General features: G+C 63.2%; 19 protein-coding genes. All 19 read right to left on the reverse strand.

Annotated elements, in window-relative coordinates; translation table 11 throughout:
- Positions 1-93 precede the first annotated feature (93 nt).
- On the reverse strand, positions 94-1,509 hold the full coding sequence (gene fleR / locus ABWY06_RS09245) for a sigma-54-dependent response regulator transcription factor FleR (RefSeq protein WP_353925278.1): 1,416 nt from the start codon (positions 1,507-1,509) through the stop codon (positions 94-96).
- Complete coding sequence (locus ABWY06_RS09250; protein WP_353925279.1) at positions 1,506-2,723, reverse strand: sensor histidine kinase; 1,218 nt, start codon at positions 2,721-2,723, stop codon at positions 1,506-1,508. Before ABWY06_RS09250 ends, fleR begins: the two co-directional genes overlap by 4 nt.
- A gap of 120 nt (positions 2,724-2,843) precedes the next feature.
- Positions 2,844-4,319 (reverse strand): sigma-54 dependent transcriptional regulator, encoded by a 1,476-nt coding sequence (locus ABWY06_RS09255; protein ID WP_353925280.1) that lies wholly within the window; start codon positions 4,317-4,319, stop codon positions 2,844-2,846.
- 265 nt (positions 4,320-4,584) lie between these two features.
- Positions 4,585-4,881, reverse strand: a complete 297-nt coding sequence (gene fliT, locus ABWY06_RS09260) for a flagellar protein FliT (protein WP_353925281.1) — start codon at positions 4,879-4,881, stop codon at positions 4,585-4,587.
- 29 nt (positions 4,882-4,910) lie between these two features.
- A complete protein-coding gene (gene fliS, locus ABWY06_RS09265; protein ID WP_353925282.1) occupies positions 4,911-5,291 on the reverse strand; it encodes a flagellar export chaperone FliS in 381 nt (126 codons plus the stop codon).
- An 87-nt stretch (positions 5,292-5,378) separates the two neighbouring features.
- Positions 5,379-5,771 (reverse strand): flagellar export chaperone FliS, encoded by a 393-nt coding sequence (fliS, locus tag ABWY06_RS09270; RefSeq protein WP_353925283.1) that lies wholly within the window; start codon positions 5,769-5,771, stop codon positions 5,379-5,381.
- A gap of 3 nt (positions 5,772-5,774) precedes the next feature.
- Complete coding sequence (gene fliD / locus ABWY06_RS09275; RefSeq protein ID WP_353925284.1) at positions 5,775-7,502, reverse strand: flagellar filament capping protein FliD; 1,728 nt, start codon at positions 7,500-7,502, stop codon at positions 5,775-5,777.
- 70 nt (positions 7,503-7,572) lie between these two features.
- A complete protein-coding gene (locus tag ABWY06_RS09280) occupies positions 7,573-7,971 on the reverse strand; it encodes a flagellar protein FlaG (protein WP_502948178.1) in 399 nt (132 codons plus the stop codon).
- A gap of 72 nt (positions 7,972-8,043) precedes the next feature.
- Positions 8,044-9,597, reverse strand: coding sequence for a flagellin (locus tag ABWY06_RS09285; RefSeq protein WP_353925286.1), 1,554 nt, complete (start codon positions 9,595-9,597; stop codon positions 8,044-8,046).
- A 304-nt stretch (positions 9,598-9,901) separates the two neighbouring features.
- Positions 9,902-14,299: a glycosyltransferase gene (locus tag ABWY06_RS09290; protein WP_353925287.1), complete on the reverse strand. Its 4,398-nt coding sequence runs from the start codon at positions 14,297-14,299 to the stop codon at positions 9,902-9,904.
- Positions 14,300-14,374: 75 nt separating this feature from the next.
- Positions 14,375-15,265 carry a glycosyltransferase family 2 protein gene (locus tag ABWY06_RS09295; protein ID WP_353925288.1) on the reverse strand — a complete coding sequence of 297 codons (891 nt, stop codon included), beginning with the start codon at positions 15,263-15,265 and terminating at the stop codon, positions 14,375-14,377.
- Positions 15,262-16,017: a class I SAM-dependent methyltransferase gene (locus ABWY06_RS09300; RefSeq protein ID WP_353925289.1), complete on the reverse strand. Its 756-nt coding sequence runs from the start codon at positions 16,015-16,017 to the stop codon at positions 15,262-15,264. Before ABWY06_RS09300 ends, ABWY06_RS09295 begins: the two co-directional genes overlap by 4 nt.
- A gap of 314 nt (positions 16,018-16,331) precedes the next feature.
- Complete coding sequence (locus ABWY06_RS09305; RefSeq protein WP_353925290.1) at positions 16,332-18,011, reverse strand: flagellar hook-associated protein 3; 1,680 nt, start codon at positions 18,009-18,011, stop codon at positions 16,332-16,334.
- Between the two features lie 69 nt (positions 18,012-18,080).
- Positions 18,081-20,120 (reverse strand): flagellar hook-associated protein FlgK, encoded by a 2,040-nt coding sequence (gene flgK / locus ABWY06_RS09310; RefSeq protein ID WP_353925291.1) that lies wholly within the window; start codon positions 20,118-20,120, stop codon positions 18,081-18,083.
- A gap of 9 nt (positions 20,121-20,129) precedes the next feature.
- Positions 20,130-21,359 (reverse strand): flagellar assembly peptidoglycan hydrolase FlgJ, encoded by a 1,230-nt coding sequence (gene flgJ, locus ABWY06_RS09315; RefSeq protein ID WP_353925292.1) that lies wholly within the window; start codon positions 21,357-21,359, stop codon positions 20,130-20,132.
- 10 nt (positions 21,360-21,369) lie between these two features.
- A complete protein-coding gene (locus ABWY06_RS09320; RefSeq protein ID WP_353925293.1) occupies positions 21,370-22,470 on the reverse strand; it encodes a flagellar basal body P-ring protein FlgI in 1,101 nt (366 codons plus the stop codon).
- A gap of 14 nt (positions 22,471-22,484) precedes the next feature.
- Complete coding sequence (flgH, locus tag ABWY06_RS09325; RefSeq protein ID WP_353925294.1) at positions 22,485-23,180, reverse strand: flagellar basal body L-ring protein FlgH; 696 nt, start codon at positions 23,178-23,180, stop codon at positions 22,485-22,487.
- A gap of 97 nt (positions 23,181-23,277) precedes the next feature.
- Positions 23,278-24,063, reverse strand: a complete 786-nt coding sequence (gene flgG, locus ABWY06_RS09330) for a flagellar basal-body rod protein FlgG (RefSeq protein WP_353925295.1) — start codon at positions 24,061-24,063, stop codon at positions 23,278-23,280.
- Between the two features lie 47 nt (positions 24,064-24,110).
- Complete coding sequence (locus ABWY06_RS09335) at positions 24,111-24,851, reverse strand: flagellar basal body rod protein FlgF (RefSeq protein ID WP_353925296.1); 741 nt, start codon at positions 24,849-24,851, stop codon at positions 24,111-24,113.
- Between the last annotated feature and the right edge of the window lie 155 nt (positions 24,852-25,006).

Genomic DNA, 25,006 nt, shown 5'->3' on the forward strand with positions numbered 1-25,006 from the left:
ATGAAAGGCGGAGCCGCTTCCGGCCTACCTTGTAGCGTGAGGCTTGCCGCTTGCTACTTGCTACTTGCTACTTGCTACTTGCCGCTCCCAGCGCTAGCTGGCATACAGAAAGGCTTCCACGTCCATGCCCGCGTCGCGCATCTGCGCCAGCTTGTAGCGCAGCGTACGGGGGCTGATGCCCAGGCGTTCGGCGGCCTCCTTGCGCCGGCCACGCTCGGCACGCAGGGTGTCGATGATCATCTGGAACTCGTGGCGGCGCAGGTCGTCGCCCAAGCCACCGGCATCGCCGCCCAAGCCGTCCTCGGGCACCACGACGCGCACCGGCGTGGGCACCGCGGTCAGTACCGGCGCGACTACCGCTGACGGCGCCAGCAGCCCCAGCGGGCCGCTCAGGCAGAGATCCTGGGGCTGGATCAGTCCCCCCTGCTGCAAAATCAGCGCCCGCTGGATGGCGTTGTCCAGCTCCCGCACATTGCCCGGCCAGGCATGGCCGAGCAGGCAGGTCTGGGCCTGGGGTGAAAGGCGCGCGGGCGCCTGGTTCATTTTCTTGGCGTGCTTGGCCAGCAGCCGCTCGGTCAGCGGCAGAATATCGGCGGTGCGCTCCCGCAGCGGCCGCCAGCCCAGCGGGAAGACCGACAGCCGATAGAACAGGTCCTCGCGAAAACGCCCCGCCGCGACCTCGGCCGCCAAATCACGGTTGCTGGTGGCCAGCACCCGGATATCCAGTTGAATCGGCTTGCGCGCGCCGACGCGCTCGACTTCGCGCTCCTGCAGAACCCGCAGCAGCTTGGCCTGCAAGCCCAGGGGCATTTCCGAAACTTCATCAAGCAGGATGGTGCCACCATCGGCCAGTTCGAATTTGCCCGGTTGCGCGGCAATGGCACCGGTGAAGGCCCCTTTTTCGTGGCCGAACAAGATGGCCTCGAGCATGTTGTCCGGAATCGCCGCACAGTTGATGGCGATAAAGGGCTTACCGGCGCGCGAAGACTGCTGGTGGATATAGCGCGCCAACACCTCCTTGCCGGTACCCGACTCGCCGGAAATCAGCACCGTGGAATCGCTACGCGCCACCCGACTCGCCAGCTCCAGCAATTGCCGGCTGGCCGGTTCCAGGGCCACCGGCCCTTCCTCGTCCACGGCGGGCAGCCGGCCGAGGGCATGCCGCGCCACCAGCTCGAGCAAGGTCTTCGGCTCGAAGGGTTTGACCAGGTAATCCGCCGCCCCCTGGCGCATGGCATCCACCGCGCGCTCCACGGCACCGAAGGCGGTCATCAGCAGCACCGGCACCGAGGGATAACGCTGACGCACCAGGCCCAGCAGTTGATGGCCGTCCATGCCGGGCATGTTGACGTCGCTGATCACCAGGCTGAAGGCCTCCTGGTCCAGGGCATCCAACGCTGCCTCGGCGCAGTCCACCGCGCGATAGCCGTAGCCACCGAGGTCCAGGGTATCGCCCAAGGCTTCACGCAGGGCCCGGTCGTCTTCGACCAGCAGGATTTTGACGGTCATAGGGCATGCTCCTGAACAACCGATGACGCCGCGGGAATCAGCGGCAGGGTCAGGATCGCGCAGGTACCGCGCCCGACATGTGAAAGCAGTTGCAACGAACCCTGGTGGGCACGGGCGACCGCCTTGACCACCGCCAGGCCGAGGCCGGTGCCGGTGGTTTTAGTGGTGAAGAACGGCTCGCCCAGACGTGCCAGGGTAGAGGCATCGATACCGGGACCGTTGTCGCTGACGCACAGGCGCAATTGCCCAGCATGGCCGTACAGGTGAATTTTAAGCCTGGCCTGACGACCCGCCGCCTGGATCGCGTTGTCCACCAGGTTGAGCAGCGTACCGACCAGGGTGTCGCGATTGCACAGCAACTCCCCCGCGACCGGATCGCATTGCCAGCGCACCGCCAGCTCGCCCAGGTGCGGCTCGGCGGCCGTGCGCAACGCCTCGAACAACGCCGCGGGCGCCAGTCGATCCGGCAGGGGCAGGTCGCCGCGGGCGAACACCAGCATGTCACGCACTTGGTGTTCGAGCTCATGCAGGCGCTCTTTCAGCCGGCCGGCGAAGCGTTGTTGCTGCTCCACGGGCAAGACTTGCTCGGTCAGGTGGCTGGCGTAGATCAGGGCCGCAGACAAGGGTGTGCGAATCTGGTGAGCCAGGGACGCGACCATGCGCCCCAGGGCCGACAGCCGCTCATGGCGCGAGAGTTGATCCTGCAGGCGTCGGGTTTCTGTCAGGTCGGTCAGCAGCACCAACTGGCCCGGCTCGGCGGACAACGAACGGGTGGCGATCGACAGGCGGCGTCCGTCCTTCAGCGAGATTTCGTGACCGTCGTCTTCCCGGGGTGCGAAGTTGCGCGCGATCACCTGGCGCCAAAGCATGCCCACCAACGGCTGCCCCAGCAGCTGCCGCGCGACCGGATTGGCTTCACGCACCACGCCCTGGCCGTCGATCACGATGACCCCACCCGGCAACAAGTCCAGCAGGCTTTGCAGGCGGTGGGCGATACGTTCCTTCTCGGCCAACTCCTGCATACGCTGGGCGCTGACCAGCGCCAGTTGTCCCTTGAGTTCGGTGACCCGCGCCTCGAGCAGGTTGTAGGACTCGCTCAGCTGAGTCGACATCTGGTTGAACAGGGCAAAGGCCTGCTCAAGCCCACCCGCGACCTGATCGGGTTCGGGGCGGGTCGGCTCAGCGGCTCGGTTTGGAGTGGCGGTTGGGTTCATGGTCCTCTCTCGCACGGCAAACCGTCATCGGACGGTTGGTGGAGAAAGACATAGCAATACCCGTGCCTAAAAAAATATCCTTATTTTTCAATCAACTACAATCAAACACAAAACAGCGCGTCAATCCTCCGGCTGCTCGTCATCCTCTCGACGGCTCATACCGTACTTGCGCATCTTCTCCACCAGGGTGGTGCGCCGGATCCGCAGCCGCTCGGCAGCGCGCGCGACCACCCCGCCTGCGTCATCCAGCGCCTGCTGGATCAACCCCTGCTCCAGGTTACCCAGGTAGTCCTTCAGGTCGATCCCCTCGGGCGGCAACATCGCGGGAGAGTCCAGCCCTGGCAGGCCGACGTGGAAGGTGGCGCGCTCCTCCAGATCGCTGCGTTCGCGGTTTGCCAGTTGCTCATCTTCGTCATCCACATGACGGAATTTCTTCGGCAACTCGATCACCCCGATGACTCCGTAGGGGTGCATGATCGCCATCCGCTCGACCAGGTTGGCCAGCTCACGCACGTTGCCAGCCCAATCGTGCCGGCACAGCGACATGATGGCCGCGGAATTGAAGCGGATGGACCCGCGTTTTTCGAACTCCATGCGCGAGATCAACTCGTTCATCAACAGCGGGATATCCTCGACCCGCTCGCGCAGCGGCGCCATCTCGATCGGGAAGACATTCAACCGGTAATACAGGTCCTCGCGAAAACTCCCCTGCTCGATCATCTGCTCAAGGTTCTTGTGGGTCGCGGCGATGATGCGCACGTCGGCACTCTGGGTCTTGTTGCTGCCGACCCGCTCGTAGGTGCGCTCCTGCAGCACGCGCAACAGCTTGACCTGCATGGGCAAGGGCATGTCACCGATTTCGTCGAGAAACAGCGTGCCACCATTGGCCAGCTCGAAACGCCCGGCACGGCTGGTGATGGCCCCGGTAAAGGCGCCCTTCTCATGGCCAAACAATTCGCTCTCCAGCAACTCGGCCGGGATGGCGCCACAGTTGACCGGTACAAAGGGGGCATCGCGGCGCTTGGAATGATAATGCAGGTTGCGCGCCACCACTTCCTTGCCGGTGCCCGACTCGCCCAGGATCAACACGCTGGCCTCGGTATCGGCGACCTGCTGCATCATCTGGCGGACCTGCTGGATGGCCCGGCTGGTGCCCACCAGGCTGCGGAACAGGTTGGGCTCGCGCTGACGGCCACGCTCGCGGGCCTGGTCGTACATCTCGCGGTAGACCTGGGCGCGGTGCAACGAATCGAGCAATTTGTTGTAGCTCGGCGGCATCTCCAGGCTGACCAGGACCCGGCGGCGCAAATCATCGGACCAGTCGCTCGGCACGGCCTGGTCGATCAGCAGCAACGGCAGGAACTCGTCCCAGCTTTCGAGCTGGCGCAGCACCTCCAGCGTACCGCCCTTGGCGTTGACCTCGCCCAGCAACACACTCAGCACGTCGCGACTGGAGGCCAGGGCGCCAACCGCCTCGCGCCACTCGCTGCTGGTGCAGGCGATGTGTTCTTCCCCGAGAAAATTCAGAATCACTGCCAGGTCGCGGCGGCGCTCATGATTGTCATCGATCAGCAGAATCTTGGTTTCACGCCACATCGTTTATCGGCTCGTTGGCTGAGAGGAAGACCGCGCGACCGTCTATTGACGGCAATTCAGCGGCATTTGGCCAGTAGTAAAGTCAAAAGTGCCGCAAGAGTCAATTTTATGACGTGCTTTTTCTGTTTTAAGCGAAGCGTCGCCCAAGGGGCTGTTCACCCAAGAAGGGCCGTAACGACCTTGGACAGAAAAGCATAAGAATGGCGAAACGGGGGGAAAACTTGGGTCCACCGAGCGGCGGACCGGGGAGCGTGCAAGCGGGGACTCACCCAAACAGCTGGTACACCTTGGCACCCTGTTGGGACTGGTTGAGCTGCACCAGCTCGTGGGCAACGCGCTGTTGCTCCCGCTGGCAGAGGGTCACCAGATCACGGTACAGATCGAGCAACTCCTGCATGCGCGCACGCAGCACCTCCTCATCGCGCGCCGGCTCCACCATCGCCTCATCCACCGCCTGGCGACACTGCAGGTCCAGTTCCCCGATGGCGGCCCAATCCTGGCTGGCCAACGCCGCGCGCAAGGCGCAGCCAGTGGCTTCAAGACGCTGAACGGATGAACTCATGTCTTTCTCCTGGCCGAAGGCGAAGCGCCTCACTGACTGATGGCATCCCAACCTGACTTGATATTGCGCAACAGCCCGGCCACTTCTTCCAAGGGCTCGACTTCATTGTTCACATTGGCGTGTACCAGACGCGCCATCATGTATTCGTAGAGCGAATCCAGGTTGCTGGCAACCTCGCCGCCCTGCTCCAGGTTCAGCCCGGCCCGCAGGCCTCCGACTATACCGATGGCCTTGCCAATCAGCTCGCCTTTCAGGGCAGTCTGCCCGCGTTCGACAGCGCCGCGAGCCTGGGCCAGGCGGGACAAACCGCCCTCCATCAACATCTGGATCAAACGATGCGGGGTGGCATCCGAAGCCTGAGCCTGGGTATTGACGTTTTGATACTGCTTCAGAGCCGACATCGCGTTCATAGTCTTTCCGCCGCGCTAAGTGTTTGATTCCCACACCTAATCTATCGACGAAAAAGACCAGAACTTTAACCCCCGGCGAAGAATATTTCAGCTGGCCGGGGCCGGCTCGACTTCCGGGCCAATGCCGTCCCACGCGTCCTTGATGGTGGTGAGCAAGGTCAGCACCTCGTCCAGGCTGGTGGGCGTGGCTTCGAGCGCGACGCCGGCCAGACGCCGGGTCATGTACTCGTACAGGGAGTCGAGGTTTTCGGCGATCTGGCCGCCCTGCTCCTTGTCCAGGCTGGCCTGCAACACCCCGAGGATGTTGATGGTGCTGCCCACGGCCAGGCCGCGGATCTCGATGTCGCCTTCGGCCTGGGCCTGGCGCGCCAACAGCACGCGCTGGATCACGCCCTCGAGCAGCAACTGTACGGTTCGGTAGGGGGTGGCCTCCTGGCCGGCTTTGACGCGCTTGTAGGTATCGATCGGTTTTTTGCTCACCGGTTAATCCTTTCTGACAAAGCCGGGCAGGCTGGCTAGTTGGTTGGCCAGGCTGTCGCTGGTGCTTTTCAGGCGTCCCACCAGGGAGTCCATGGCATTGTATTGCGCGTACAAGCGCGTCTGCACTTTCTCGATTCGCAGGTTCAGGGCGCTTTTTTGTTTGTCGACGCCATTGAGGGTGGTCTGCAAGCTCTTCTGCCGCTGCCCCAGGATCCCCTCGCCGTCGGCATAAGGTTTGACGACTTTTTCCAGGCGCCCCATCAAGCCCTCGGGGCCCGACATAAACGCGGTCAACTTGTCGTATTGATTGGTCAGCGCATCATCCAGCTTGACGTTGTCGATGCTCAGGGTGCCGTCCTTCTGGGTGCTGATGCCAATTTCGGCCAGCGACCCCAGGGTCTGGGTATCCCCCAGCTTGACCATTTCCTTGCGCAGCCCGGTCAACAGGTTGCGCACCGAGGTATCGCCCAGCAAAGGCCCGGTCACCGGCGCCTTGCCTTCACCCACCGGCACCACCGCGGTCAATTCGTTGGCGGTTTTCATCAGCTGGTTGTAGGTGTCGACGAATTTCTGAATATTGCCGCGGACGTTGCCCTTGTCCTGGCCAACCACTATATCGACGGTCTTGTTGGCCGCCAGGTCATCGGCCGACTGGGCGCCAACCAGGTTGATGGTCAGCCCGTCGATCACATCGCTGATGCTGTTGCTGTCCTTGACCACCGACAGGCCATCGACCGAGAACTTGGCCGACTTGGCGACGTTATTGGTACGGGCATTGCTGTCGGCCACCGAGTTCAGCGTCGACAAATTGTTGCTGCCGTCCCCGGTGTCCGCACTGGTGGAGGTCACGTCGACCTTGTCGCCATTGCTCGAATGCACCACCAGACGCGCGGCGCCGCCGTCGACGCTTTCCAGGGTGGCGGAAAATCCCTGGCCACTGCCGGCGCTATTGATCGCATCGCGAACATCCGCCAGGGACGCATCGGCGCCTACCGCGACATCCAGATTGACCGCGCCACTGCTGAGCTTGAGCGTGCCTTCCTTGAAGGTCGCCGCGGCACCCCCCGCCACCGAGGGCAGCTGCACCTTGGCGCTGCCCGCCGCGAACGCCAGGGACGTCAGGGCATTGCTGCCCTTGCTGACGCCATCCTGGGTGGCGGTCACTTTCAGGTCATTGCCTTCACCGGTCTTGCTCGAACTCAACACCAGGCGCGAGCCGGAAGCGTCGCTGACGATGCTGGCGCTGATGCCCTTGCTGGAGCCTTCCTTGTTGATCGCGTCGCGAATGTCCGCCAGGGTGTTTTTCGGTGAACTGACCGCCACGTCGATGCTGTTGCTACCGGCCGAAATGGTCAGCGAACCGCTGTTGAAGGTCGCCGCCGCGGTGCCGGACACCGATTGCAAGGCCACCTTGCTGCTGGAGGCCAGTTGCTCGACCTTGAGGGCGAAGCGCGAAGGCGCCAGCTCCTTGCTCGAGGAGACGGTGAACACCGAGGAGTTGGTGGAGGACACCGTCTGTTTCTGAAACGCCGACGCTTTGCTCAACGACGTCAGGGTGCTGGCAAAATTGCCGACCACCGAACGCAGAGAGCCCAGCGCCGAGATACGCGAGGTGGTGGCTTTTTCAAGTCGGTCCAGTTGACCCTGCTTGGGGGCACGTTCAGCGTTAACCAATGCGCCAACGATCTTGTCGATATCCAGCCCCGACCCCACTCCTGTGATGCTGACCATATTCCACCTCGCCAAAAAAGTGACTTCCAACGCCTTATGAGCCTTGGAGAGTCAAAAGCCGTGCCAGGAATCAGGCTTCGGCTTTGAACAACAAACTTCTGACTTCCGAGAGGTTTTCCGCCAGTTGCAGCGCTTCTTCGGAAGGGATCTGCCGGATGACATCACCCGATTGCGCATCGGTGACCTTGACCACCACACGTCCGCCATCACCTTCCTCGAGCGAGAAGTTGATGCTGCGACGCACTGACTGGACGAAGTCCTGGATGGTCGAGACCGCCCCTTCGACTTCTTCGCGGGTAGCCTCGCCGGGCTTCTCGACCGGCTTGGCAGCCGCCGTGGTTTCGCCCGTGACACCCGGCGCCAGCGCCGGTTCGGTGAGTGCAGCAGCGGGATCGGTGGTCGCCCCAGGGCGAGCCGTCCGCGTTGCCGTATGCGGCCCCGAAGGGTCTTTGATTGAGCCGATGTCCATCATCTTTAACCTCACAATGAGGAAACGGGGAGAGAAGCTTGGCTCCCCCCCCCGTGGTCAGTGCCCTCGAGTTTAGCCGAGGAGACTAAGCACTGCCTGTGGCAGTTGGTTGGCCTGGGCCAAGATCGCGGTACCGGCCTGCTGCAGGATCTGATTTTTCGTCAGTTCCGACGTTTCCGCCGCAAAGTCGGTGTCGCGAATCCGGCTACGAGCGGCCGATGCGTTCTCCGAGATGTTCTGCAGGTTCGAGATGGTGTTCTCGAAGCGGTTCTGCACCGCACCCAGCTGGGCCCGTTGAGCATCGATGTTGGCGATCGCACCGTTGACGATACCCAGTGCATCCTGTGCGCCGAAGGCGGTGCTGATGTCGATCGAGTTGACCGCATCCAGGGTGCTGCTGACGGTACCGCTGACCACACCGATGCTGCCGGAGGAGATCAACTGGTAGGCGTCGGCCGCTTCGAAACGCACCTGGCCATCGACCCGGACACCTGCGCCGCCAGACGCCAAGGCAGTACCACCACTGGCCAGTGCATTCTCACCGGTGAAGTCGTAGGCAACCACGTTGGCATCGCCGGAGGTCAGGGTAAGGCCACCGATCACGATCGCATCGCCTTTGGAGCTGACCAGCTCGATTTCGCCGCCTTTGGAGATGGCCGAAATCCCTGTTTTACCGGTTTCCTTGTTGATCGCATCCGCCAGGGCCGACAGGTCGTTCGGGTCCTGCACCACTGCCGAGATAGTGGCACCGTCTTCATACTTGCTCTGGCTATTGGCGCCATAGAGTTTGAAGGAGATGTTGTTCTTGCCATCGGTACCGGCACCAGAGGCGACCGCATCGAAGCCACCGAGACGAGCCACGGTGCGCGCCGAGGCGGAAACACCGGTGTCATCGCTCTTGGCGTTGATCGCCCGAGCCACTTCGCTGGCCGCGCCGCTGGCCGCCAGGGTCACGTCGACCGGACCGTTGGAGAACTTCGAGATGATCTGCAACGAGCCGGAACCGTACTGGCTACCGCTGGTGCCGGCGGTAAAGGCACCGCTGCCCAGGTCACCGCTGGTGACGGTGGTCGGCGCATAACCGCTGCCGCCCGCTTCGGAGTTGTAACGGTTGATACCGATACGGTCGGTCGCGGCAGAGCCGATCGACACGTTGATGGTCTCAAAGGCGTTGGCACCGACCTGGAAGCTCTGCGAACCGAAGGAGCCGTCGAGGATCTTGCGGCCACCGAAGCTGGTGGTTTCGGAAATCCGGTTCAGTTCCTGTTGCAGCTGGTTCACTTCACCTTGCAGGGCGTTACGTTCGCTCGGGCCGTTGGAGCCGTTGGCCGATTGCAGCGCCAGGTCCCGCATCCGTTGCAGGATGCCGGTGGACTGCTGCAGCGCGCCTTCAGCGGTCTGCGCCAGGGATATACCGTCGTTCGAGTTGCGGGTCGCCACATTCAAACCGCTGATCTGACTGGTCAGACGGTTGGAGATCTGCAGACCGGCGGCGTCGTCTTTGGCGCTGTTGATCCGGAAACCGGTGGACAGGCGCTGCAGCGAGGTGTCCAGGCCTTTGGATGAGGAGTTGAGGTTACGCTGAGTGTTCAGCGACGCTACGTTCGTATTGACTGTCAGGGCCATGGTGTTTGCCTCCAAAGGACCTTGCTGAATTTGCCTGAGCTTGCGATCTTCGGGCCTGCATGCTCAGGGACACCATAAAGTTCGCATTCGATAATTATATCGGCGGCCTTTTGGGGACCTTTAGCGCCACTTTTGAAGTTTTTTTTCCAGAGCCTTGACAGACACTTAGCGCGAGGGCGGGGGTGGCGACCGGGGCGACGTCGGGTTCCCGACGCCGCTTTTGCCACTATGGGTGCCATTAGGACACGCCTTGCCATCACAACCCCCGCGGGCGAACGGCAGCACCGTCCGCCGTGAGGCCTGCTCAGTCCGGCATCCAGGCCGCGCGCCAGGCTTCCAGGTTCGCGCCGTCCAGCATCCAGTCGCGCAACACCTGGGTACGCAGCTGGTCGCCCAACCGCGCCGTTTCATCCAGGTCATTGATATGGGCCCGGATCGCATCCACCCAATCCTTGAAGCGGTTCTTCACCCGCGTCACCGGCAGGTCGCCGCGGTAGCAGAGCAAGTCACTGCACACCACCGGGAAACCGCAGGCGCCGTACTCCAGCAAGCGCAGGTTGCTCTTGCAGTCGTTGAACAGGTTCTGTTCCACCGGCGCCAGGGCCAAGTCCAGGTCCAGGCGTGCCAAGGCGGCGGGGTACAGGTCTATATCGACCCCCGTGTGGAATTCCTGAACGTAGGGCCGGATTTTTTCCGGACACATGCCCAGAAAGACCCACTCGACCTCATTGGCCAGCTCCTTGACCACATCGGCGATCAGTTCCAGGTCGCCGGTGTGGCTGACGCCGCCCGCCCAGCCGACGCGTGGCTTGCGCCCGCGCCGACGCTGGCTGCTCAGCCCCGACCACCACTCCACCGGCAGGCGGTTCTCGATCACCCGGATGTCGTCATGCAGGCCGGAAAACGCCTCGGCCAAAGGTGCCGTGGACACCACGAAACGGTCGACGTAAGTCAGGCCCTTGCGCAGCGAACGCAGCACGTCCTTGGGCATATTGTCGCGGTGCACGCTCTTGAGCGGCAAGTTGGGCAGGTAGTCGTCCAGCTCATAGACCTTGAAGGCACGGGAGAACTGCTTGATCCGGCGCATGGCTTCCAGGCGGCGATCGGTGATCTGCCGCTGCAACACGATCACGTCCGGGTCGTAGCGCTCCAGGTCCACCACCTGCAACAGGCCATGGGAAATCATGCCGTCGATCAAACCCGCTTCGCGCTGGGCCTTCAGTGGCCGGATCATCCGGTAGTTGCCACAGCCAAAGGGATCGGCCGGGTGGGCCAGCACCACCGGCAGCGGCCGCCAACTCAGCGGGCGCCAGGTCAGGTTAAGGTCCAGCTCCAGGTCGAAGCCCTTGTCGCTGAGGGACAGGTTGCGGTTATAGGCCGGGTCCCGCGCCAGCAGCGGCAACCAGCGGGCATAGAGCTCATCCTGGGCGGCCACCAGCCGTTGTTGCTTGACCTCAGGCGTGGCCGTATCCAGCTTGCTGGTACTGGCGCCCTCGTGCATCAATACCGCGTGCGGTGTCCAGACGGTCAGGTAGCCCTGTTCACGGGCTTTCAGGCACAGGTCGATGTCGTTGAACGACAGGCCGAACGCCCCTTCATCCATGCCGCCGACCTCGGCGTAGAGCGTGCTGCGGATCATCAGGCAGGCGGCGCTAACCGCACTGTAGTTCTGCTCCACCTGCAGCCGCTGCAAGTAGCCGGCGGCATTCATCGGTTCGCCGACAAAGGGCGACTCGGCCGGGCCACGCAGCCCCAGCAGCAAACCGGCGCTTTCAACACGACCGTCGGGGTACAGCAACTTGGCCCCGACCACGCCGACTTCGGGACGCTGGGCATGGTTAAGCAACTGGTCCAGCCAGTCCTCGCGCAGCACCGCGGTGTCGTTATTGAGCAGCAGCAGGTATTCGCCGCGAGCCTCGCGGGCGGCCAGGTTGTTGATCGCGGCGAAGTTGAAGGGGTGCGGATACGCGAGCACCCGCACCTTATCCTCGCCCAGGCCGGCGACCCCACGCAGCCATTCGCGCGCCTCGGCGCTCTGGCTCTGGTTGTCGACGATCAGCACTTCGTAATGGGGATAACGGGTTTTTTCCAGCAGGCTTTCCACGCAGCGTTGCAGCAACGGCAACTGGTCGCGGGTCGAAATGATGATCGACACCAGGGGCTGCGCCGGATGGCCGTAGACCAGGTGGTAACGCCCCGGCAACTCCGACTGCACCGTGGCGCTGTAGCCGCGGGTCGCCAGATGGCGCTCGATGCTCGCCCGCTCGTGGGGGTTGTCCTGCAAGACTGGCGCGTCGCTGATCAGCAGCGGCTCGTCGACATGCCCCAGGCCCTCCAGGCCGCCCTGTTCCACCAAGCGCAGGATCAAGTCCAGCTCCAGGGCGTTGCTGAACGCCGGATCGAAGCCACCGACTTCGACAAAGACGTCACGGCGGATCAGCCAATGCCGTGCCATGCCCAGCGGGAAACTCAGCAGCAGGTCGAGGTTGAACGAAGGCCGCAGGGAGGCGCCCAGCACGCCGTCCGGCTGGCGCTGCAACTCGTCGCCATAGACCGCGCGACACCCGGGCGCCTGCACCAGTTCCAGGGCCATCAGCATCAGGCCACTGACCGTGAACTCGGCGCCCGCCTCCACCAGCATCAGCCAGTCGAAGTCGGCCGTCTGCACCAGCTGGTTGATCTCCGCCACATGGCTGTCCGGCGCGATGCGGATAAAGTGCAATTTGTCGCCGGGCGCCGTGGCCGGCCCGGCATTCACCGACAGCACCACGATTTTCAGGGTGGCATAGAGGTTCTTCTCCATGCCCAGGCTCTTGATGGTGGCGGTCAACTTAGCCGCGTCACCCACCAAGTCCAGTACCAGGATGCCCATCAGCGGTCCACCGCCATGTTGCTGCAGGTAGTCGCCCATCAGACGGTTCTGCAACGGTGTCGGCAGGCGCCCGGCCAGCCAGCGATTCACCAGCAGCGCCGGGTTGCTGACCGCGGCCGGCAACAGGTTCTGGCCCGGACGTTCCGCCTGGGTCTGTACCTGGGCCAGGGCTTTCTGGCTCTCGGCATAGGCCTGGCGCAGTCGGGTGGGCTGCACCCGCAACCGCAACTGGCCGGCCTTGAAGCCTTCGACGCTGAAGCGCGACAGGCTGACCCGGTTAAGAAATTCCACTTCCTGCTGCAGGCACCGCTCGATATCCACCGGCTGGCCACTCAAGCGCTCGACCACCTGGGCGGTCAGCGTCGTCAGGCCCAGCGGCGTGGCTTGCCGCGGCGCCCCCACGGCGCCGGCACGGGCCAGGCTCTGGTAGAGGCCGCGAAACAGCACATAGTCGAGTTCGACTTCCGGCCAGGGACTCCACTCCAGGTCGAAGAAACTGTACTGCCCCTGATGCTCGATCAGGTTGAACGAACTGGCGTCCAGAAAGCGCCCGGGAACCAGGCGACGTCCGCCGTCCAGACGGCTGGCCTCGGCCAGCAGGCGGTACAGCGGCTGCAGCCAGCGCACCAGCTGGTCGAGGTCCCAGCCGTCGCGGTTCAGCAGCGGCAGCAATTGATTGAACAGGGTTTCGCCGGGCTGCAACGCTTCCTGGCCGGCGAAACTCATCCAGTCCGGTGCCTGGCCGCCCTGCAGCAGGCGCCGGCGGACCACCACGCCAGACACGTCATCGCAGATCTGCACTTCCTTGGCGAAGGCACGGCGGCGCCCCAGGGAGTAAGTGAACGCCAGGTCCTGCTGGTTGCGCTGCCAATTGCCCTGCCCCTTCTTGGCGATCACCAGGAAGGAGTTGGCCAGGTCGCCCAACAAGCCATTGTCGATCAGGGCACGGTAGGTCGCCCCTTCGGACAGGGTGCGCACATAGTCCTGCACCTGGTTGGGCGCGAACGAACCCGACAGCAGGTTATTGGCAATGGCCGGATCGGCCTCTTCGATACGCTCGGACAGCACCATGGCCGGCAGCTTGTAGTCCGGGTAGGGGTAATAGAATTCCAGGTCGCCGAACTGCGCCCGCTGCAGCACCCGGGCCAGTTCCTTCTTGCCGAAGGTAACCGCCGTCTCGGCGCCGTACAGGCTTTCGATGCCGTAGAAGGGAATGCCGACGTGGTCTTCGTAGGCACCCGCCCAGTACTTCAACCCCAGCTTGTTCTCGATCGCAACGATCAATACACCGTCGGGTTTAAGGAAGGACTGGGCCAGGGCCAGGGCCGCGGCGATCGGGTCTTCACCCTTGATGAACTTGCGGCTGTACTCGAGGACGCCGATCAGGGTCACCACATCGAAGCGGTGCTCGCTCTGGAAGTCCTGGAAGTTGTCGTTGAACACCTTGACGTTCTTCAGGCCGCGGCAACGGGCGGCAGTGATGGCCGCGCGGCGGTGGCTGCCTTCGACGCAGGACAGCTGGCAGCCGGTCTCGCCGAGGAAACGGCTGATGGCACCACAGCCGGAGCCCAACTCGAGCACCTGCTTGCCCTTGAGATTCGCCTCGATCGGGCGCAGCAGGTTGGCCCGCGCCGAACTCAGGTGATAGAGGGTCGCCCAGTCGGAAATGGATTGACTCAGCTCATCGGAACCGGTGGAGACGTCCTTGGCATTGCGGATGGTCTTGTAGAGAAAATTCTCCACCGCATCGCCATCGCTGTAGGCGAAGCGGTCGGCCTTCACCTGCTCGTAGACGTTCAGTTCGCTGTTATATACGTATCGTTTGCTCACGCTACAGACCATCCAGTGAGGTGACAAAAAGCGCCCGGGCCACCGCGCGGCACAGCTGCGCGGGGCCTGACCGAGTCAACGTTTGAGGGCCTTGGCCGAAAGCTCGAGCAACCCCAGGGAAAACGGGTGCAGCGCACCGAAGTATTTGGCGGGCACCACCGGCACCTCCCAGCGCTGGCCACGGATGGCCAGGTATTCCTGCTGGAACTCTTCCCATTTCGAAGACTGCGCATTGGAGGAAGTCCCGCCGTGGTACTGATGGAACGTACCCTCCCCCAGCAGCACGATCAGCGACTCGGGCAATGCCTGCAGCGCGCGCTTGAACACATCAAGGTTGGACAAGCCGCCCCCCGGCGACTGAAAGCGCGGCTCGAACCCACCCAACCGCTCCCAGGTCGAGCGCAGCAGGAACAGGGCATTGCTTTCGGTGTTGGGGCCAAACCAGCCACGCGGCGAGGAACCGGCGAAACAGGCGATCTTGAACAGGCGGTAGGGGTCCCTGGCCCAATCGATGGACGCCAGCAGGAAGTCCTCGAACGCCTGCTGATAACCTTTGCCGGCGCTGATCGACTGGTGTTCCGGTCCCAGGTGAAAACCCACGGTGGCGATCACCGGATCGTCGCGCAGGCGGCTGGCCTCCAGGGCATTGGCCAGCAGTCCGGGCGACGCCAGGCGCGCACCGTCGACGAAAACGCCGCACAGCCGGCCCTGGGCCGTGGCCAGGCCGAGATTGACCGCCGCCACCGGGGACGGGGTTGGCGCCGCCACCGCCACGCAACGGAGGTCGGCGCCCCAGGCCTGCAACTGAGCCTGCGGCACCGGTTCAGCGGAACCGTTGTCGACCACGATGATTTCATAATCCTCGGCGGCGATACCCTGCTGCAGTGCTGGTGACAGCGAGCGGATGGTGCGCGGTAGCTCCCGGGCCATGTTGTAGGCGATAACGATCACCGAGAGTTTTTTCACAGGCCTCTCCACTCCATGAGTTTGCGCACCTTATGCATTTCCTCCACTGGCAGTGCCGCGCCCCGCACCGTGATCACCAGATCACAGAGCGCTTTCACCAGCTCGTCCGACGGCGGCAGCACGCCCTCGCGCTGCAGCACCGCCTCCGGCGGTTGCAGTGCCGCGCCTTCGACGTAGTCCCGCAGGATCTGCGCGTAGTTGTCACTGAGCACGCTGTTGCCAGGATCCAGCCCCATCACCAGCAACAAGCCGCTGGGCGAGGTGTCCAGCACCACCTGCACCAGGTCCGGCCGGTAGCGTTTAAGGCAGTCGCGCAGTTTCCAGACGTCGCCCATCCATACCGTGGTCTGTCGATCCCGCGCCGCCTGCAGCGGGTGGTTCGGGCAGATGTCGTCGAACATCACCAGGGTCCAGGGCGTGGCATAACGCTCGATATTGATGAAATCGCGCAAGGCGTACTCGAACAGGTGCATACCGTCGATAAAGGCCAGGTCGACCTTTTCCTTGATATCGCTTTGTCGGGCCGCGACGAAGAAATCGTCGCTGGTCATCTCATAGAACAGGGTGCTGGGCGGCAGCGTGACGGTCAGCTGGTTCTTCGGATCGATGCCCACCGCGCTGCCCCTGGCCAGCTGCAGGCTGCCGCCATTGCGCACACCGATTTCCATATAGAGGTCCGGCAAGAGGTGCACATGCAGGCGCTGCAACACCTCCAGGTAATGCCGCTGCCCCTTCACTGCTTCTAGGCTCATGCCGTTACTCCGTAATTGTCAGAGACGCTAACCGCCTGCTGTCACCACCTGACCGCGTGCGCCCGGAACCACCGACGCCACTTTCCCACGCTCTGCTGCAGCACCTGGCGAACGCGCGGACGCCAAGGCTCCGCGGCTCGTCATTTTTCTGACTGTAGCCGGCTTAGCGGGTTTGAAAGCAATTTTTCAGCCAATTCCCATCACCGCGCCCCAGTGCCTGGCAGTGGCCCACGACAAGGCCGGAGCGACGCCGAAGCGGCTCCCTTGACTATAAGCCAAAGAATGCAACAGGACCCGCGGCTATAACGCGAGACTCAACGCAACTGGTTGAACAGGTTGAGGCCGGATATCTTCACGTAACTCTGCTGAGCCGCCTCGAGGATCACCGTCTGGAACGACAAACGGGACAAGGCCTCCGCGTAGTCGAGCTCGCCGAGGTCGGCCTGGATGGCCTTGTTAACCAGGGTGACATCCTCGTTATCGATCTCGGTGGTATCGATCATGTTCATCCGTGCGCCGATTTCCGTCTGCACCTCCAATACCTGGCCCATGCCGTTGTCGAGGTTCTTCAAGGCGATGTTCACCTCGTCGCGAATCGCCAGGTTGCCCACCGGCGAGGTCGGCGAGGACTCCAGGCTCTGGCGCAGGCGCGCAATGGTATTGAGGATGCTGCGTTGCTCCTGGAACTGCGGTTGCACGTTAAATTCGTCGCCGCCGCCCACCGCCGCCGGCCCGGACAGGCTGAACTGCGCGCCATAGAGCGTCAGGGTGGCCGGATAGGGACCGGTCACCGTGCCCGTGGAGATCGGCGTGCTGTTGGCTCCGACGGGTTGCGAGTAGACCTCATAATTGGTGTCGTCGGTAAACCGCAGCAACACCCCGGAGGTGGGGAACTGCGCGTCGAAGGTTGCCTGATTGACCACGCTGCCGCCATTGATCAGGGCACCCGAGGTGTTGGTCGAGCCACGGGTGACGGCGAAGGCGGTCGGCGTCGCCTGCAGGGTGAAGCTGTGGGTACCCGGGCCCGGCAAACCCGGCGTCGTGGTGTCGGCCAGCAGGTTGTCCAGGTCCAGCGGGTTATCACCGGGTTTGAGCACCACGTCCAGCTGAAAGCGCATGCCGCGAAAATTGATCACATTGCCGCCGTTGGCCAGTGGATCGATCTTGCCGTTGCCGGGAATCTCGGAGGTCACGTCCGCCCCGGCACCGTCGTAGATGCGAAAATTCTTGCCATCGACAAAGGCCAGCGAATAGGGTTCGCCACCACGGAAGGCACTGTTGAACAGGTCACTGTCCTCAACCAGACCAGGGGACATAAACACCCGCTGATCGGCGGCCGGCACCGGCGCGATGGTCGTGCCGGGCAACGGCGGCGTCGGCAGCGCCGGGTTACTGACCCCGGCGTCGCGCTGCACGCGGTTGGCATTGGTGACGTTCTGGAACAGCCGATCGCCGTTATCGTTGATCGCCACCGTGGTCGAGCTGGCAATCTGCAGGCTGCGCTGCCCCTCGTCGCCGCGGTAGGAGTAGGTGCCATCGGGGTTGCGGATAAAGGGCTCGGTCTTGCCGAGAAAGCCACTGAACAGGTATTCGCCGCGGGCATTGCGGCTGTTGGTCAGGTTCAGCAGTTCGCCTTCACGCTCGCTCAGTTCCTTGGCGATGGCCTTGCGGTCCTCGCCGGACAGCGCGCCGCCACCGGCCTGCACGGTCAGCTCACGAACCCGCTGCAGCACGTTGTTGACCGAGTTGAGCGTGGTCTCCTCCTGGGTCAGGCTGTTCTTGGCCGCCGTCAGGTTTTCGCTGTACTGCTTGAGCTGCGTCTGCTGCTGTTCCAGCTGCTGCAGCCGTACCGAGGCCACCGGATCATCGGCCGGGGTCAGGATGCGCTTGCCCGAACTGATCTGCTCCTGGGTCCGGGTGACGTTTGCATAATTGCGCTGCAGCCCGTTGACGCCATTGTTGAACGTCTGGATGGTGGAAATGCGCATGGCCATAACAGGAACCTCAGTACGGGTCGGGCATCGCCCTGCCCCGGCATCACCCCTCTCGAGGGGCGACGATCATCAAAGAGTATTGATCAGGGTATCGAACAGAGTACGCGCAACTTGAATGATCTGCGCGGATGCCTGGTAGTACTGCTCGAACTGGATCAGTTTGGCCGCTTCCTCGTCGAGGTTGACCGCCGAAACCGAATCGCGGTTATTGGTCGCCTGCTTGAGGATCGCGCCGGTGGCTTCGCCATCGACCCGTGCCTGGCTGGTCAGGGTGCCGACGCGCTCCACCAGATCGCCATAGGCATCGGAAAAAGTCGCGCCGGTGGTGGTTGGTGAGGCCGGATCGATGCCCACCGTCGCCTTGGACTGCAAGCCGACCAGTTTCAAGGCATTACGATTGTCCGAAACGCCGTTGGTGTTGAACGCCACGGTGTAGTTATCGCCGCTGGCGGGCCGCCCACTGACGGTCACCTCGAACTGGAAACTGCTGGGCACCGGGGGTGGTCCGACCGCGGCCGGTACGGTCAGGGTCAGCTTGTTGTTCTGGCCCGGGACAATATTGCCGGTGGCCAGGGTATTGCCATTGATATCGACCACCGTGTAGTTCTGCGTGGCACCGCCGGCGGTGTCGAACACCAGGCGCATCGGCGGCGCATTGCGCAGGCTGGTCTCCAGGTTGGCCTGAGCCACCGGGTCGTAGATATCGATCTGGGTCACCACGCTCGGCTGGCTCATGGTGCCGGTGCCGGTATTGGCCGGGCTGGCCTGGCCTTTGAGGGGCGAGGCAAAAGCCAGCTCCTCGGCCTTTTTCAGGTCGGCGCGCATATTGCTGCCGGCATTGCGCGTGGGCATCACCAGAAAACGGTCGCCCGCGGCGAAGGTGCCACTGGCCACCGCCAGGGAAAAGCCGTCGACTTCAGGAGCCGGCAGGGTGGCGGTATTGAACGGACCGAAACTGGTGCCGTCGGACGTGCGACGCAGGGTGTAGTCGCTAGCGCTGGTGAACTCCACTTCGTAATCGCTGGTGGTCAGCTGGGTGGTGTCGGTGATCAGTACGTTGAGGTTGGCCGTGGTGTCACTGTTGCCGAGCCGCGCCAGGCTGCGAAAGCCAATCAGGCTGGGGTCGTTGATGCCACGGAACAGCGGCTCGCCAAAATTGCCTTTGAGGTCTAGGCCCTGGCCCAGCTGGCTGTTGATCTGGTCGGAGACCGACAGGGCCAGACGCCCCACCGCGTTCAGGCTGGTGTCCAACACGTCCTTACGGTAACGCAGCAGCCCACCCATCTCGCCGCCGGAAATCAACGAGGTGATGCCCTGGCGCGAGTTGCCGGTGACGAACTGGATCTCGCTGCGCAGCGGATCGGACTGGCCGGGCCCCACTTCCAGGCGTGCGGCCGTGCTGCCCACCACCAGTGGCTGGCCTGAGCCGATAAACAGGTTGAAGCTGTTGGCGTCCTGCTGCACCACGGTCACGCCGATAAAGGTCGAGAGCTTGCGCACCGCCTCTTCGCGGGCGTCCAGCAGGTCATTGGGCGGCTCGCCATTGGCGGCGGCCACCGCGATGGCTTCATTCAAACCGGCGATCGAGGTGGCCAGCTGATTGACCTGGTCGGTCACCGCCGACAACTGCTTGTTGATAAAGCCGTTCTGTTCGTACAACCGGTCGTAGACGGTATTGAAGCGCTTGGCCACACCCTCGGCCTCGGACAGCACCAACTGCCGCGCCGGAATGTTGGCCGGGTCCTCGGCAGCGGTCTGCAGCGAGGAGAACAGGCGCTGCAACCCGGGGGTCAGGCCGGTGGTGCTGCCCGCCAGCAGTGAGTCGAGCTGGTTGATCTGGCTGAGGTAGGACTGTACGTCGCTGTCCAGCGCCGTGGTGCTGCGCACCTGAGTGGTCAGAAACTCGTTATAGATGCGCCGCACATCGGTGATGGTGGTACCCGAGCCGATATAGCCGGCGCCACTGAACTGCGGAATGCGGGTCGACTGCACCGTCTCCTGGCGGGAAAAACCCGGGGTATTGACGTTGCTAATATTGTGCCCAGTGATCGCCAGCGAGGTCTTGCTCGCTCCCAATCCCGACAACCCGATACTCAGTAAGTCAGCCATGTCCGTGCCTTATGTCCTGGTCCGTGGGCTGTCGACGCTCGCCACGGTCTGATAGGTCTGCATCTGCCGGGCGATCTGCGCCACCTTGCGCGCGTACTGCGGATCGGTGGCATAACCGGCCTGCTGCAATTCCTTGACGAAACGCTGCGGATTGTCCGTGGCGCCCAGGGCCTTTTGATAACGGCCATTGCCCTGCAGGAAGGTCACGTAGTCGTCGAAACTCTGCTCGAAGGAGTCATAGGCGCGAAACGACGCCGCCTGCTTGACCTGCTTGCCGCCGACATATTCGGTAGTCTGCACCCGGGTCGACTCGCCTTCCCAGTCGTGGGTCTTGATGCCGAACAGGTTGTGGCTGCTGGAACCGTCCTGTTGACGGATCACCGACTTGCCCCAGCCGGTTTCCAACGCGGCCTGGGCCACCAGGTAACGCGGATCGACCCCAATCTTGTCCGCGGCGGCCTGGGCCATTGGCAACAAGGTGGCGATAAAGTCGTCCTTCGAGCCGAAAGCGGTCGTGGCCGGCGCCGCTGCTGACGCAGCTGCCGATGTCGGCTGGGCCAGACGCCGACCGCTGATGGCGTCGCTGTCGGCCAGGTTCAGCGGTTGGCTCGAGGGGTGACTCTTGGGCACGCTGTAGGCCTTGGCCGGAATCCAGTCGACACCGCTCAACGCCGGCGCGGCCGCGCTGTCCAGCGTGTCGCCCGTGGCAGCCGCCGCCGGCGGCGCGATACCGGCGAGCATCCGGTCGCTCAGGCGGCCCGGCAGGGCCAGGCGCCGCTGATTGATCAGTCCCGAGTCGTCACGACCGCTGTCCACCGCCGCCAGGCTTTTGGCCCCAGGGGCGCGCTGCGGTGCACTGACCGCCTCCAATGCTGGCGCAAAGGGGTTGGGCCGGCTGCCGCTGGGGTCGAGTTTGGACAGCTGGCGGGTCAGCACATCGGCCAGGCCCAGACCCTGTTCCTTGGACAGGGTCACGGCCAGCTGCTGGTCGTACATGTCCTGGTAGGTCTTGCTCTCGTTGCTGTTCATAAAGTTGCCTTCGGCGAAGACATTGTTCGCCGAGCGCATGGCTTTCATCATTTCGTTAAGGAACAGCGACTCGAATTCCTGGGCCACCTTGCGAATGTTGCCTTCGCTGTCGCGCTCCTTGCCGACCTTCAATTGGTTCAGGCGATTGAGGTCGGTGTAGGCACCGCTGTCGGAGGTGGCGCCGTGACCGGCACCGAGTCGGGTATCCATGGCGGGCTCCTCAGATCACGATCAGGTCGGCTTGGAGCGCGCCGGCTTGCTTGAGCGCCTCCAGAATGGCCATCAGGTCGCTTGGCGAAGCGCCCACCTGGTTCACCGCACGGACGATCTCGTCCAGCGTGGTACCGGGGCCGAACTTGAACATCGGCTTGGCTTCCTCAGTTGCATCCACCTTGGAACGCGGCACCACCGCGGTCTGACCACCGGACAAGGCGCCCGGCTGGCTGACCAGGGGATCCTCGGTGATGGTGACGGTCAGGCTGCCGTGGGTGACGGCGGCCGGCTGGACCCGAACGTTCTGGCCGATGACGATGGTGCCGGTGCGCGAGTTGATGATGATCTTGGCCACGGCCTGGCCGGCCTCGACCTCAATGTTTTCCAGGATTGACAGGTAGTCGACCCGCTGGTTGGGGTCCAGTGGCGCGCTGACCTGTATCGAACCGCCATCCAGGGCCTGGGCCACGCCGGGGCCGAGCAATTCGTTGATCTGATCGACAATATGCTTAGCCGTGGTGAAATCCGGACGGTTCAGGTTGAGGGTCAGGGTGTTGCCCTGCTCGAAGCCGCTGGGCACCGAGCGCTCGACCGTGGCGCCGCCGGGAATGCGTCCGGCGGACGGCACATTGACAGTGATCTTCGAGCCATCGCCGCCCTCAGCATCGAAACCACCGACCACCAGATTGCCCTGGGCGATGGCGTAGACGTTGCCGTCGACGCCTTTCAACGGGCTCATCAGCAGACTGCCGCCGCGCAGGCTCTTGGCATTGCCAATGGAGGAAATGGTGATGTCGATGGTTTGTCCCGGCTTGGCGAACGCCGGCAGGTCGGCATGAATGGACACCGCGGCGACGTTCTTGAGCTGCACATTACCGCCGCCGACCGGCACCTTGATGCCGAACTGCGCCAACATGTTGTTGAAAGTCTGCAGGGTGAACGGCGTCTGGGTGGTCTGGTCGCCGCTGCCATTGAGCCCCACCACCAGGCCATAACCGATCAACTGGTTGGTGCGAACACCCTGAATGCTGGCCAGGTCCTTGAGGCGTTCAGCCTGGACCAGGGTCGGCAGCAGCAACACCGCGAGCAAGACGAAAAGGCTGCGCATAGGATTCCCCGACCTCAAAACGGAAACAGCGGGCTGACGAAGAACCGGTCCAGCCAGCCGGGCTGGCTGGTGTCGGCGAAGGCCCCGGTGCCCGAGTAGGTGATACGGGCGTTGGCCACCCGGGTCGAGGACACCGTGTTGTCGGTACCGATGTCGTCGGAGCGCACCAATCCGGCGATGCGCATCAACTCGTCGCCGGTATTGAGGGTCAGCCACTTCTCGCCGCGCACGGCGATGATGCCGTTGGGCAGCACCTCGGCCACGGTAACGGTGATCGAGCCGGACAGGCTGTTGCTCTGGTCGGCGGCGCTGTCCCCTTCCGTGGCGCGGGTACCCTTGTAGCCGGCCTCCAGTTTCAGGTCGCCCTCGCTGAACGGATTGTTGGTGGTGACGCTGGAACCGAACAGCGACGTCAACCCCAGGTTGGCGGTGCTGTCCTTGGACAGCGAAGAACCGGCCTTCTTGCTCGCCTGGGTACGCTCGCTAAGGGTGATGGTGATGATGTCGCCCACCCGATAGGCCTTGCGGTCAGTGAAGAAATTGGTTTCGAACCCGGCCTGGTAGATCGAACCGTTGCTCTGGGACACCGGCAAGGGCGTGCGCGGCAGGACGGGCGCGTAATAGGGATCGTCGACTTTCGGCGGCGGCGACACACAACCGGTCAGCAGGGCGGTGCCCAACAGCGAAAGCGACAACATAACCCGGTTCATAATGACTACCTCAGCCTGACGAATCGCCTGCCAGTGCCGGCAAGCGCGGTGTTGCAGGGTCGACGCGCGAGGGCCTGGGCCCCGGCTCACCTACCGATTAAAGGTTCTGCGAAACGAAGGCCAGCATCTGGTCCGCGGTGGAAATGACCTTGGAATTCATCTCGTAGGCGCGCTGGGTGGTGATCATATTGACCAGCTCCTCCACCACGCTGACGTTGGAGTTTTCCAAGGTGTTCTGCAGCGTGGTGCCCAGGCCATTGAGGCCCGGCGTACCGACCTGGGGCGCACCGCTGGCAGCGGTTTCCAGGAACAGGTTGTTGCCGATCGCTTCCAGCCCCGCGGCATTGACGAAGTCGGTGGTTTGCAGGTTACCCACCACCTGCGGTTGCGGATCACCGGTGGTGGTGATCGAGGCGGTACCGTCCTCGCCGATGGTAAAGGTCTTCACCTCGGCCGGCAGCACGATGGCCGGTTCGAGGGCGAAACCCTGGGAGGTCACCACCTGGCCATCGGAGTTCAGGTGAAAGCTGCCGTCGCGGGTATAGGAGACGGTGCCATCGGGCAGCAACACCTGAAAGAAACCGCGGCCATTGATGGCGACGTCCAGCGGCTGATCGGTGGTCTGCAGGCTGCCCTGGGTAAAGATTTTCTGCGTGCCGGCGATGCGCACCCCGGTACCCAGCTGCAGGCCCGACGGCAGTTGGCTGTCCTGGCTGCTGTTGGCGCCCGGTTGGCGGCGGATCTGGTAGAGCAGGTCCTGGAACTCGGCGCGGTCGCGCTTGAAGCCGGTGGTCGAGACGTTGGCCAGGTTGTTGGAAATGGTGGTCAGGTTCATGTCCTGGGCGGACAGACCGGTTTTGCTGACCCACAGTGCCGGAAGCATGTCGATTCTCCTGGGGCGCCGGTTTCACGGCGTCCGCGTGCTGATAATTAGCTGATTTGCAAAACCCGCGCCATGGCCGAGGCATTGTCCTCGGCGGTGCGCATCATCTTCACCTGCAACTCGAACTGGCGGGACAAGGACAGGATCGCCGTCATCTCTTCCACCGCGTTGACGTTGCTGGCCTCGAGAAAGCCGGAGGTGACCCGCACGTTGGCATCGGCCTGGGCAGGCGCCCCGCCCTTGACGCGGATCAGGCCATCGGTGCCCTTCTCCATCTGCTTAAGGTCCGGGTTGACCAGTTTCAGGCGGTCGACCTCGGCCAAGACGTTGGGGGCTTCGCCAGCGGCGCGAATGGTGATGGTGCCGTCCTCGCCGATCTCGACCTTCTGTTCCGGCGGTACGGCGATCGGCCCGGAATTGCCCATCACCGGCAAACCACTGCCGGTGCGCAGCTGGCCCAGGGCATCGATCTGCAGGCTGGCGGTACGCACATAGGCTTCGCTGCCGTCGGCGGCTTGTACCGCCAACCAGCCCTGACCACTGACGGAGACGTCCAGGTCACGTCCGGTCTCTTGCAGCGTGCCCGGCGTGAAGTCGGTACCCGGGCGCTCGCTCATGGCATAGACACGCGAGGGAAACGTCTCGCCAAACACCGGCATCGAACGCGCCTGTTCGAAGTCGCGACGAAACCCATTGGTGGTGATGTTGGCCAGGTTGTTCGCATGGGCACGCTGAGCCAGGGTGTTCTGGCTGGCGCCGGTCATGGAGACGTAGAGCATCTTGTCCATTGGTTTCTCCGAGTGCCAGGCGTTTGCCGCCGTGGCGCTGTTAAGGCTTCTGAATGAATACTCAGCAAGCCTCGTGCCAGCTTCGAATTTACGAACTAACCAATTGAAAGTATTGTATTTTTTATACAGGAAAAGCCCCGACGGGGCTTTGGCGC

This window comes from Pseudomonas sp., from assembly GCF_040514055.1.
Lineage (GTDB): Bacteria > Pseudomonadota > Gammaproteobacteria > Pseudomonadales > Pseudomonadaceae > Aquipseudomonas.